A 12,147-nucleotide genomic window follows, 5' to 3' on the forward strand; every position below is an offset into this window, starting at 1 on the left:
CGTTCACCCGGTTACAACGCCACCGACCCGCCGACGATTCCACCCCCAGAGTGCCACCCACCACCCCCGAACCAGACACCCACCCCAAACCCCCAAGCCCCGCCCCCAGCACCGCGCCCTGCCACCTGTGATCAAGGACTTTGCGGCAGCCTTCTGCGCCAACGAGAACACAAACTCCTTGATCACCCCCCGCAAGCCCTCCCCACGCACTGCGGTTGGCGGTGGCCAAACGGGCACCGAGCGCCGTCAACTTCATGATCGACGCCCTCGAGGGCGGGGCGGATCGCGGGCCGGGGGTCGGGTGCTGCGGGGGCCAATCGGCGATCTTGCAGTTTGAGCCCTTTTGGGTGCCCCATTCGCACGCTATGCGGGGTACCGAAGTGCAAGATCGCGGGTGATCCGGGGGTGGTAGCGGGTTCGGCGCGGGGCCGTCTCCGGCGGCCGGGCGACGGTGACGATCCCGGCCAACGACGCGGCGAGGATCCGCTGCGGTCTGGGGTGAGTTCGTCGATCTTGGAGTTGTGGTACCTCGCGAACCTGCACCAAAAGGGCAATTCGGGGTGCCACCACCCAAGATCGACGGCAGTGGGCGGGGCGCGAGGACTCGCGGCGGTGGGCGCGGTCGGGGAGCGGGGCAGGGTGGGCGACCCGGGGGACGGCGGTGGGCGAGCGACGGGGGAGCCGGGTTCTGCCGTTGGCAGATCCGCTGACCGTGAACAGGGCACGTCAAACCGGCCGCCCGGCGGCAGGCTGGGACGCATGCGACTCCTGATGCTCGGTGGTACTGGCTTTGTCGGTGGTGCGGTGGTGGCCGAGGCGGTACGCCGCGACTGGCGGGTGACCGTGTTCAACCGCGGTGTGCACGGGCGGGTGCCGGACGGCGTACACCGGTTGCGGGGTGACCGGACCGCGCCGGACGGCCTGGCCGCGCTCACCGGCGGCGAGTGGGATCTGGTGGTGGACACCTGGGACGGCGCCCCGCGGGCGGTGCGGGACGCGGCGCTGGCGCTCGCCGACGCGGTGCCGCACTACGTCTACGTGTCCAGCGGGTCGGTGTACGCGCCACCCGTCGCGCTGGGCAGCGGCGAGGAGGCACCCACTGTGGCGGCCGACCCGGACGCCGACGACGGGGACTACCCGGCGAACAAGGCCGGCGGGGAACTCGCCGCGACGCGGGTGTTCGGTGACCGGGCGCTGCTCGCGCGTGCCGGGCTGATCCTGGGGCCGGGGGAGGACATCGGGCGGCTGCCGTGGTGGCTGAATCGGATCGCCCGGGGCGGTGACGTGCTGGCACCGGGACCGCGTGACCTGCCGATCCAGTACGTGGACGTCCGGGACCTGGCGACCTGGCTGCTGGACCGGGGCGCCGAGGGCGTCGGCGGGGCGTACAACGTGGTGGGCCGCACCGGGCACGCGACGATGGGTGACCTGCTCGACGCGGCCGTGGCGGTGACCGGGTCGGACGCGACGTTGCGGTGGACCGCGCCGGAGCCGATCCTGGCCGCGGGGGTCGAGCCGTGGAACGACCTGCCGGTATGGATCCCGCGCGGGCACGAGTACCGGTGGTTGCAGGAGCGGGACGTCGAGCGCGCGTACGCGGCGGGGCTGGTCTGCCGGCCGGTGACCGACACGGTCGCGGACACCTGGCGGTGGCTGCGCGAGGTGGGGCGGGTGCCGGCCCGCGCGGGGCGTCCGGCCCGCGCCCCGGTCGGCCTGGCACCGGAGCGGGAGGCCGCCCTGCTGGCCGCGTGGCCGGCCTGACCTGCGGAGGAGTACGGGTCAGGCCGACACGACAGGCAGGTCGAGCACCTCCTCGACCGGGCGGCGCGGGGTGGCGCGGCCGGGCTGGCCGTACCCGATCCGCATCACCATCTGCGGGGTGCCGAACCGGCCCAGCGACATCCGCAGCGCCTCGCGCGCGGCCGGGACCTCGATCGGCTGGGACAGCATCGACACGCTCAGCCCGGCGTCGGTGGCGGTGAGCAGCACCCGCTGCAGCGCCTGCCCGGCCAGGATCTGGTCGGCCGAGGTGTTGCCGGCCGAGCCGAGCACCGCGACCAGCGGCTCTGGCTCGAAGTCGCGGCCGGGGGCGCGGTTGCGGCCGCCGAAGCCGCGCTGGGGCAGCAGGTCCTGCGGCTCGCTCTGCGGTCCGCCGGCGACCGTCGGCACGCCGTCCGGGGCCGGCTCGGAGCGGATCCACTCGGCCCGTTCGGCCACGTACGCGGGGTCGCGTTCCAGCACGCGGTGGGCGCTGCGGGCGACCTCGGCGACGGCGTTGACGGCGCTGGTGCCGATCACCAGCTCCAGCCAGCCCTGCTCGGCGCGGGCCGCCTCGCCGAGCCGCCAGCGGGCCTCGGCGGGCACCGGGTCGGGCCAGAACGGCGCGCGGTTGCTGAACCGGTGCGGAATCGCCCCGTACAGGCTCTGCTCGACCGGGGTGGGACGGCGCGGCACGTCCGGCACGAGCCGGGCCACGACGTCCGGATCGGCCGGGTACGGGCGCAGCCGGACAGTGGCCGGGGTGCCCGCGACGGCGAGCGCCAGCCGCAGGTTGAACACTGCCGCTCCGGCGGCGATCCGGGCGCCCCAGCCGGTCGGGTCGGTGGCGGGCAGGCCGCGCAGCGGGTCGACGGACACCTCGATGCCGCCGTCGACCAGCCGGAACCGCCACGGCTGGGTGTTGTGCAGCGACGGCGCCCGGACCGCGTCGGCGACCGCGGCCCGCAGCTGCTCGCCGGTGTATTCGGTCGTCATGGTGGTGCTCCCTCTCGTGCGGCGCCGGCTCCCCCGGCCGGGTACACCACTACGGTGCGTCAGCGCGCGGCGCGGTGAGCAGGGCCGGAGGTCCCCACCTGGGCCCGGCCGTCGGTCCCGGGCGGTGCGGGCAGGACGGGACTTTCGACCCGTGCTACGAGGGCGGGAAAGCGGGTAGAAAGGACTGATGATCCGGGTGTTCCTGCTCGACGACCACGAGGTCGTCCGTCGTGGCCTTGCCGATCTGCTGGAGAGCAGCGGCGACATCGAGGTGGTCGGCGAGTCCGGCCTGGCCCAGGAGGCGGCCCGCCGCATCCCGGCGCTGCGCCCCGACGTGGCGATCCTCGACGCCCGGCTGCCCGACGGCAACGGCATCGACGTGTGCCGCGACGTCCGCGCCGTGGACTCCTCGATCAAGGGCTTGATCCTCACCTCGTACGAGGACGACGAGGCGCTGTTCGCGGCGATCATGGCGGGCGCCGCCGGGTACGTGCTCAAGCAGATCCGCGGCACCGACCTGGTGGACGCGGTCCGCCGGGTGGCAGCCGGGCAGTCGCTGCTCGACCCGGCGATCACCACGCGCGTGCTGGAGCGCATCCGCAGCGGCGTGGAGCAGCCCCGGGAGCTGAAGTCGCTCACCGAGCAGGAGCGGCGGATCCTGGAGTACGTGGCGGAGGGGCTCACCAACCGGGAGATCGCCGGGAAGATGTTCCTGGCCGAGAAGACGGTGAAGAACTACGTCTCCAGCGTGCTGGCCAAGCTCGGCCTGGAGCGGCGTACCCAGGCGGCGGTGCTGGCCACCCGGCTGCTCGGCAAGAACACCTGACCGGCGGTCAGTCGAGCGGGACGCTCCAGCGCACCTCGGTGCCGCGCGGCTCGGCCCGGCGCAGCGAGAACTCGCCGCCGAGCCGCTCGGCCCGCTCCCGCAGGTTGACCAGGCCGCTGCGGGCCGCCTCCGGGTCGCAGCCGACGCCGTCGTCGGTGACGGTGATCTCGACCCGGCCGGAGTCGACGCGCACCCGCACCGACACCCGGTCGGCCCGCGCGTGGCGTACCGCGTTCGACAGCGCCTCGCGCAGCACGGCGGTGAGTTCGGGGCGCAGGTCGTCCGGGACGGCGCTGTCGATCGGGCCGATCAGTTCCAGCTCGGGGCGGTAGCCGAGCGACTCGGCGGCCACCTCGATGGCCTCGCGGATCTCGGTGCGCAGCGCCGCGCTCATCGGGGTACGCAGCTCGAAGATGGTGCGGCGGATGTCGCGGATGGTGGCGTCCAGGTCGTCGACGGCCTGGTTGATCCGCTTGGCCGCCTCGGGGCGGGCGTTCATCGCGCCGCTCTGCAGTTGCAGGCCGGTGGCGAACAGCCGCTGGATCACCACGTCGTGCAGGTCACGGGCGATGCGTTCGCGGTCCTCCAGGACCACAAGCAGTTCCCGTTCCTCCTGCCCGCGGGCCCGCTCCATGGCCAGCGCGGCCTGCCCGGCGAAGCTGGCCAGCAGGGCGAGGTCGTCGTCGGCGGCGGGACCGTGGTCGGGCCGGTAGCCGATCACCAGGACGCCGTGCAGCGTGTCGGCGGCGGCGAGCGGGGAGACCACCGCCGGCCCGGCGACCACGGGCCGGGGCCAGGGCGCCGCGGCGGCGAGGTTGTCGACCTGGTCGTGCCGGCCCGACGTGGCGGACGCGGCGAAGCTGGTCTCGGCGGCGGGCAGCACCGCGCCGACCAGTTCCCGGGTGACCGGGTCGGCGCCGTCGACCACCTCGACGGTGAACTGCGCCTCGTCCTCGTCGTAGAGCAGCACCAGGGCCAGCTCGGCCTCGGCGACCTCGCGGGCGCGGCGGGCCACCAGGGTCAGCGCGTCGGTACGGCGCACCTCACCGAGCAGCACCGAGGTGATCTCGGCGGCGGCGGCGAGCCAGCGTTCGCGCCGGTGCGCCAGCGCGTAGAGGCGGGCGTTCTCGATCGCCGCGCCGGCCGCGGCGGCCAGCGCCACCACGATCTCCTCGTCGTCCTCGGTGAACTCGGTCGCGCCCTGCTTCTCGGCCAGGTAGAGGTTGCCCCACACGTGGTCGCGGATGCGCACCGGCACGCCGAGGAAGCTGTGCATCGGCGGGTGGTTCGGCGGGAAGCCGTACGAGTTGGGGTGCTTGGTGATGTCCGGCATGCGTACCGGCTTCGGCTGGTCGATGAGCAGGCCGAGCACGCCGCGGCCGTGCGGCAGCTCGCCGATCTTCGCGTGCTGCTCGGGGCTGATGCCGTGGACGATGAAGTCGTGGAGCATGCGGTCCGGGCCGATCACGCCGAGCGCGCCGTAGCGGGCGCCGGCCAGCTCGCACGCCGACTGCACGATCCGTTCCAGCGTGCTGCGCAGATCCAGGTCGGAACCGATGCCGACGACGGCGTCGAGCAGTGCCCGTAGCCGCTCGCGGCTGGTCATCACCTCGCCGACGCGGTCGAGCATCTCCTGGAGCAGTTCGTCCAGGCGGACGCGGGACAGCGGGGTCAGCCCGAGCGACGGTGCGACGTGCTCGTGCGAGGGCTGGGGTGCGGCGGCCACCGGGCGATGGTATCGCCCGGCGGCCGCCCTGATCGAGACCGGTCAGGTGAGGCGCTCGCGGACCGCCGAGGTGTCGACTGTCTGGGTGACGTCCAGCCGGGGGGTGTGCGGCGGTCCGGCGTGCGTCGGGTCGGCCACGCCGAGCCGCATGCTGAGGTACGGGAACCCGAGGCCGGAGAGAATCTGCCGCAGCACCTCACGGGTGCCCTCGACCTCCACCACGCCGGACAGTGGCACCAGCGACACGCCGTGCCGGGTGGCGGTGAGCCAGGCGGCGGAGAGCGCCTCCCCGGCGCGCAGCCAGCTCATCGTCTCGTCGTCGGAGCCCCAGAGGATCCCGTAGACGGCGGTCTTGTCGTGGCCGGGCCCGACCGGCAGCGACCCGGCGCGGCCGAAGTCACGGGCCGGAACGGTCGTCTGGGGCGCCTGCTCGGGCAGCACCTCCGGCGGCAGCCCGGTGCCGGTGCCGGCCCGGTTGGTCCAGTACGCCAGCTCCTCGCGCAGCTCCGGGCTGTCCGCCTCGACGGCGGCGGCCTGCTGGGCGGCGGCGGCGAGCTGGATCTTCTGGGTGTCGTCGAGCAGTTGCAGGTTCACCCCCTCCAGCGTGGCGGCCCGGTCGATGTCGTTCAGCGCGGCGGTCGGGATCTGCTCGTCGCTGACCGGCCGCCGGTCGGTGTGCCGCACCTGCATGCACTGCACGACGCGCATGGCGTCGGGGTCGGCGCCGGTGTGCTTCAGGCTGGTGATCCGGGCCAGCAGGTCGGGTTCCTTGGGGTCGGGCAGCCGTTCCACCACCGGGGTCCAGCCTTCGGCGGCCAGCGCCACCCGGGCGTGGTGCAGCGCGGCGCCGCAGCTCACCACCAGCAGGTGACCCTCCGGGTCCATGGCGCTGAGGTGCCGTTCGCGGACCACCCGCAGCTCCAGCGCGTCGGGCAGGACCGTCCAGTGCCACGGCTGCGTGTTGTGCACCGAGGGGGCGTGGCCGGCCATTCCGGCGGCCTCCGCGAGCGCGGTGGTCAACGGGCGATCGCCGGCCGGCGTCTCGTGGCTCATCGTCACGACCTTTCCTGTTTTCCCCATCGTGCCCCACGCCCGGGAAGCCCGGGTGGGGATGCGGCTCCATCCTCGGCCATGCCAGGGCGCCCCGCAGGGGTCCTTCGCCCTGCGGATTACCCGGGTCGCCCTGCCCGGCGCGCGTCCGGGCTGAGACGATCCCCACGTGGGAACCGAACCGGGCGAGTGCGTACCCGAGCAGCCGGCCCGCGCCCGGCGATGGGCCTGGACCGAGTGGGCACCGTTGGTGCTGCTCACAGTGGCCGTGCTGGCCGGCGCGGCGCTGTGGCTCGCCGGCGCGCACGACGCCGCCCGGCTGGTCTGGGCGGCGGTCACACTGGTCGCGCTGATCCCGGCCGCCTGGACGACGTTGCGTCAGCTCTGGCTGCGGCAGTTCGGCGTGGACGTCATCGCGGTGCTGGCGCTGCTCGGCGCGCTGCTGGTGCGGGAGTACCTGGCCGGCGCCGTCATCGCGGTGATGGTCGCCACCGGGCGGGCGCTGGAGGAGTACGCCCAGCGCCGCGCCACCCGTGACCTGCGGGCGCTGCTCGAACGCGCGCCCCGGCAGGCGCGGCGGCGCACCCCGGACGGCGGCATCGAGGTGGTGCCGCTGGACCGCGTCGAGGTGGGGGACCGCCTCGTGGTGGGGCCGGGCGACGTGGTGCCCGTGGACGGCGTGGCCGAGGAGGCGGCGACGCTCGACGAGTCGGTGGTCACCGGCGAGTCGCAGCTGGTGACCCGCGCGGCCGGGGAGCAGGTCGCCAGCGGCGTCGTGAACGCGGGCGCCGGCTTCGGGCTGCGGGCCAGCCGCAACGCGGCGGAGAGCACCTACGCGGGCATCGTCCGCCTGGCCGGCGAGGCCACCGCCCGCAAGGCGCCGATGGTACGGCTGGCCGACCGTTACGCCGCCGCGTTCGTGCCGTTCACGCTGGTGCTGGCCGGGCTGGCGTGGCTGCTGTCCGGCGACTTCACCCGGGCGGTGGCGGTGCTCGTGGTGGCCACCCCGTGCCCGCTGCTGCTGGCCACCCCGATCGCCGTGGTCTCCGGCCTGTCCCGGGTGGCCCGGCGCGGTGTGCTGGTCCGCGACGGCGGGTCGCTGGAACAGCTCGGCCGCGCCCGTACCCTGCTGCTGGACAAGACCGGCACGCTCACCGCGGGCCGGCCCCGGGCGGCCGAGGTGGTGGTGGCGCCGGGCGGTGACCGGGACGAGGTGCTGCGGCTGGCCGCGTCGGTCGAGCAGCTCTCCCCGCATGTGCTGGCCGCCGCGCTGGTCCGGCAGGCCCGCGAGCGAGGGCTGCCGCTGGCCGAGCCGACGCAGGTCACCGAGGAGCCGGGGCACGGGGTGAGCGGACGCGTCGACGGGCGGATGGTGCACGTCGGGCAGCTCGGCGGCGAGCCGCCGGAGTGGGCGGGCCGCCTCGGTGAGCGTGCCGAACGGGCCGGGCGCTCCGCGGTGTGGGTCAGCGACGACAGCGGGCCGCTGGGCGCGATCCTGCTGGAGGACCCGGTCCGCCCGGACGCCCGGCGCACGGTGCGCCGGCTGCGTGAGGCGGGCCTCACCCGGCTGGTCATGGTCACCGGCGACCGACCGGGCACGGCCCGGCAGGTGGCGCAGATCGTGGGCGTCGACGACGTGATCGCGCGCTGCTCGCCGCAGGAGAAGGCCGAGCGGGTACGCGAGGAGTCGGCGCACGCGGTGACGGTGATGGTCGGCGACGGTGTGAACGACGCGCCCGCGCTGGCCGAGGCGCACGTCGGCGTCGCGATGGGCGCGACCGGGGCGACCGCCTCGGCGGACGTGGCCGACGCGGTGCTCACTGTGGACCGGCTGGACCGGCTCGCCGACGCGGTCGAGATCGCCCGGTACGCCCGCCGCATCGCGGTGCAGAGCGCCACCGTCGGGATGGGCCTGGCGGTGCTGGCGATGCTGGTGGCCGCCGCGGGCCGGCTGCCCCCGGTGGCCGGCGCGTTCCTCCAGGAGGGCATCGACGTCCTGGTGATCCTCAACGCGCTGCGCGCGCTCGGCGGCGGCCTGCGGCGGCGCGACCTGCCCGCGCACACGGTGGAGCTGATCGACAGGTACGCCGGCGAGCACGGCGGCGTCCGCGACGTGCTGGCCCGGCTGCGCGACACCGCCGACATGGTGGCGACGCGCCCGGACGACCCGGCGTGCCTGCCGGCGCTGCGTGAGGTGCACCGGCGCCTGGTCGACGAGGTGCTGCCGCACGAGGCGGCCGAGGACCGGCAGCTCTACCCGGCGCTGGCCGGCCCGCTGGGCAGCGACGAGGCGACCTCCACGATGAGCCGCGCGCACGTGGAGATCGTGCGGCTGGTGGAGCGGATCGGCGGGCACCTCACGGCGCAGCCGGACGGCCGGCTGCGCCGTGACGAGATTCCCGATCTGCTCGCCGCGCTCTACGGCCTGGACGCGGTGCTGCGCCTGCACCTGGCCCAGGAGGAGGAGGACTACTTCTCGCTGAACCCGGAGGAGGGCTCCACCACGCCCGGCCGCTGAGTCAGCGCTCGCGTACCACGGCGACCGGGCAGTGCGAGTGCTGGATGAGCTGCTGGCTGACCGAGCCGAGCAGCATGCCGCGCAGCCCGCCCCGGCCCCGGCTGCCGACCACCACCAGCTGTGCCGACCGGCTGGCCTCCACCAGCAGCGCCGACGCGCTGCCGGGCACCGCGTCGATCTCGACCGGCACGTCGGGGAAGCTCTCCCGCCAGGTGGCCAGCTCCGCCTCGGCGGCGGCCCGCTCGCTCGCGGCGACCCGCTCCGGGTCGAAGTCCGGCGGCACCCACCTGTCGCCCGGCGGCTCCCAGGCCCGCAGCACCCGCAGCGGCACGTCCCGCTGCGCGGCCCGCTCGACGGCGAAGCCGAGCGCCCGCAGCGCCGACTCCGAGCCGTCCGAGCCGACCACCACCGGCCCGGACGTGGCGGCCTGGCCGTCGCGGACCACCACCACCGGGCAGTGGGCGTGCGCGGTGACCGAGACCGCTGTGGAGCCGGCGAGCAGCCCGCCGAAGCCGCCGTGGCCCCGGCTGCCGAGCACCAGCATCCCCGCCTCGGCGGACCGTTCCTGGAGCACGAGCGCGGGCGGTCCGTCGAACACCTCACCGCGCACGGTCAGGCCCGGCCGCTCGGCGGCGGCGTCCGCAGCCGCCTTGCGTACCAGCTCCTCGACCTGCTGCCGGGCGGCTTCGTCCGGCCACACCCCCGGCGCCACGGCGGGTCCGACCCAGCCGGTCACCGTCAACCACTCGAAGACGTACGCCAGGCGTACCGGCCGCCCCGAGCGGCCCGCCTCGTCCAGCGCCCAGTTCAGGGCGACCGCCGCGTCGGCGGAGCCGTCGTAGCCGACCAGGATCTCGTCGTCGCTCATTCGCCACTCCTCACGGCCGGGTCGTTCTCGCGGATCCAGCGCCACTCGGCGACCCGGGGATCGTCCTCACCATAGCGGCGGGTGTGGTCGCGGCAGGACTGGCGGGCGTCCACCATGTCCTGGCGCAGGTGCGCGGCGCGCGAGCGCAGCCCCGGCACCCGGTCGATCACGTCGATGACGAGGTGGAAGCGGTCCAGGTCGTTGAGCATCACCATGTCGAACGGTGTCGTGGTGGTGCCCTCCTCCTTGTAGCCGCGTACGTGCAGGTTCTCGTGGTTGGTACGGCGATAGGTGAGCCGGTGGATCAGCCACGGGTAGCCGTGGTAGGCGAAGATCACCGGCTTGTCGCGGGTGAAGATGGTGTCGAACTCGTTGTCCGGCAGGCCGTGCGGGTGCTCCGACGGCGGTTGCAGGCGCATCAGGTCGACCACGTTCACCAGCCGCACCCTCAGGGCCGGCAGGTGCCGGCGCAGCAGGTCGACGGCGGCCAGCGTCTCCAGCGTCGGCACGTCACCGGCGCAGGCGAGCACCACGTCCGGCTCGGTGCCCTCGTCGCTGCTGGCCCAGTCCCAGATGCCCAGGCCGCGGCGGCAGTGCTGGATCGCCTCGTCCATGGTCAGCCAGTTCGGCGCGGGCTGCTTGCCGGCCACCACCACGTTTATGTACTGCCGGCTGCGCAGGCAGTGGTCCATTGTGGAGAGCAGCGTGTTGCCGTCCGGCGGCAGGTAGACGCGGACCACCTCGGCCTTCTTGTTCATCACGTGGTCGATGAAGCCCGGGTCCTGGTGGGAGAAGCCGTTGTGGTCCTGGCGCCACACGTGGCTGGACAGCAGGTAGTTGAGCGACGCCACCGGCTCCCGCCAGGGGATGCCCCGGGTCACCTTCAGCCACTTGGCGTGCTGGTTGACCATCGAGTCGACGATGTGGATGAACGCCTCGTAGCTGGTGAAGAGGCCGTGCCGGCCGGTCAGCAGGTAGCCCTCCAGCCAGCCCTGGCACAGGTGCTCGGAGAGCACCTCCATCACCCGGCCGCCGGGGGAGAGGTGGTCGTCGCCGGGCGCCTCCGTGCCGACGAAGGCGCGGTCGGTGACCTCGAACGCCGCGCCGAGCCGGTTCGAGGCGACCTCGTCCGGGCCGAACAGGCGGAACGTCCGCGGGTTGCGGGCGATCACGTCGCGGATCCAGGGGCCGAGCACACCCGTCGCGCCGGCCATCGGCTCACCGGGCGTCGGTACGTCTACCGCGTAGTCGCGGAAGTCCGGCAGCTCCAGGTCGCGCAGCAGCCGGCCGCCGTTGGCGACCGGGTTGGCGCTCATCCGGCGGTCACCGGTGGGCGGCAGCTCGGTCACCTCGGCGACCGGACCGCCGGTGGCGTCGAACAGCTCCTCCGGCCGGTAGCTACGCAGCCAGCGCTCCAGCTCGGCCAGGTGCTCCGGGTTGTCCCGGACACCGGAGATCGGCACCTGGTGGGCGCGGAACGTGCCCTCGACCTGCTTGCCGTCGACCCGGGCGGGCCCGGTCCAGCCCTTCGGCGTCCGCAGGACGATCATCGGCCAGCGGGGGCGCTCGACGCGCCCGCCGGAGCGGGCCCGGCGCTGGATCGCGGTGATCTCGTCGACCGCCCGGTCGAGCGTGCCGGCCAGCAACCGGTGCACGGCCGCCGGGTCGTCGCCCTCGACCACGTACGGCTCGTAGCCGAAGCCGCGCATCATGTCCCGCAGGTCCTCGCGGGGGATCCGGTCCAGCACGGTCGGGTTGGCGATCTTGTAGCCGTTGAGGTGCAGGATCGGCAGCACCGCGCCGTCGCGGGCCGGGTTGAGGAACACGTTCGACAGCCAACTCCCGGCCAGCGGGCCGGTCTCCGCCTCGCCGTCGCCGATCACGCAGGCCACCAGCAGGTCCGGGTTGTCGAACGCGGCGCCGTACGCGTGGCTCAGCGCGTACCCCAGTTCGCCGCCCTCGTGGATCGAACCCGGCACCTCCGGCGCCACGTGGCTCGGGATGCCGCCCGGGAAGGAGAACTGGCGGAACAGGCGCCGCATGCCGGTCCCGTCCCGGGGGATGTGGTGGTGAAGTTCGCTGTAGGTGCCCTCCAGCCAGGTGTTCGCCACCAGCGCGGGGCCGCCGTGGCCGGGTCCGGTGACGAAGATGGCGGACAGGTCCCGTTCGACGATGACCCGGTTCAGGTGCGTGTAGAGCAGGTTGAGCCCGGGGCTGGTGCCCCAGTGGCCCAGCAGGCGCGGCTTGACGTGCTCGGGCTTGAGCGGTTCCCGCAGCAGCGGGTTGTCGAGCAGGTAGATCTGGCCGACGGTGAGGTAGTTCGCCGCGCGCCAGTACGCGTCCAGCCGGCGCACCTCGTCTTCGGTCAGGACCATGTCTTCCTCCTCGGCACGTCCGCCCCGCGC

Annotated in this window: 8 protein-coding genes; 3 read left to right on the plus strand and 5 right to left on the minus strand. The window is 74.2% G+C overall.

The window, feature by feature from the left end:
* The first annotated feature begins 759 nt into the window (after positions 1 to 759).
* Positions 760 to 1,761 carry an NAD-dependent epimerase/dehydratase family protein gene (locus AB0D28_RS13880; RefSeq protein ID WP_357385600.1) on the plus strand — a complete coding sequence of 334 codons (1,002 nt, stop codon included), beginning with the start codon at positions 760 to 762 and terminating at the stop codon, positions 1,759 to 1,761.
* A gap of 18 nt (positions 1,762 to 1,779) precedes the next feature.
* Here AB0D28_RS13880 and AB0D28_RS13885 read toward each other — a convergent pair whose 3' ends face one another.
* Positions 1,780 to 2,754 (minus strand): nitroreductase, encoded by a 975-nt coding sequence (locus tag AB0D28_RS13885; RefSeq protein WP_357385602.1) that lies wholly within the window; start codon positions 2,752 to 2,754, stop codon positions 1,780 to 1,782.
* A gap of 187 nt (positions 2,755 to 2,941) precedes the next feature.
* On the opposite strand from AB0D28_RS13885, the gene AB0D28_RS13890 reads away from it, so the two are divergent.
* Positions 2,942 to 3,580 (plus strand): response regulator transcription factor, encoded by a 639-nt coding sequence (locus AB0D28_RS13890; RefSeq protein WP_357385604.1) that lies wholly within the window; start codon positions 2,942 to 2,944, stop codon positions 3,578 to 3,580.
* Between the two features lie 7 nt (positions 3,581 to 3,587).
* On the opposite strand, the gene AB0D28_RS13895 is transcribed toward AB0D28_RS13890, so the two are convergent.
* Positions 3,588 to 5,210 (minus strand): GAF domain-containing sensor histidine kinase, encoded by a 1,623-nt coding sequence (locus AB0D28_RS13895; protein ID WP_357385862.1) that lies wholly within the window; start codon positions 5,208 to 5,210, stop codon positions 3,588 to 3,590.
* A gap of 138 nt (positions 5,211 to 5,348) precedes the next feature.
* Positions 5,349 to 6,359, minus strand: a complete 1,011-nt coding sequence (locus tag AB0D28_RS13900) for a nitroreductase (RefSeq protein WP_357385606.1) — start codon at positions 6,357 to 6,359, stop codon at positions 5,349 to 5,351.
* Between the two features lie 166 nt (positions 6,360 to 6,525).
* On the opposite strand from AB0D28_RS13900, the gene AB0D28_RS13905 reads away from it, so the two are divergent.
* Complete coding sequence (locus AB0D28_RS13905) at positions 6,526 to 8,874, plus strand: heavy metal translocating P-type ATPase (RefSeq protein ID WP_357385608.1); 2,349 nt, start codon at positions 6,526 to 6,528, stop codon at positions 8,872 to 8,874.
* A 1-nt stretch (position 8,875) separates the two neighbouring features.
* On the opposite strand, the gene AB0D28_RS13910 is transcribed toward AB0D28_RS13905, so the two are convergent.
* Both AB0D28_RS13910 and AB0D28_RS13915 read right to left on the minus strand, forming a co-directional pair.
* Positions 8,876 to 9,742: a universal stress protein gene (locus AB0D28_RS13910; protein WP_357385610.1), complete on the minus strand. Its 867-nt coding sequence runs from the start codon at positions 9,740 to 9,742 to the stop codon at positions 8,876 to 8,878.
* Entirely contained in the window at positions 9,739 to 12,117 is a 2,379-nt protein-coding gene (locus AB0D28_RS13915; RefSeq protein ID WP_357385612.1) for a phosphoketolase family protein, read from the minus strand. The genes AB0D28_RS13910 and AB0D28_RS13915 overlap by 4 nt, the downstream gene beginning before the upstream one ends.
* Positions 12,118 to 12,147 lie beyond the last annotated feature (30 nt).

Origin of the sequence: Micromonospora sp. NPDC048169, from assembly GCF_040652815.1 — a bacterium.
Taxonomy (GTDB): domain Bacteria; phylum Actinomycetota; class Actinomycetes; order Mycobacteriales; family Micromonosporaceae; genus Micromonospora.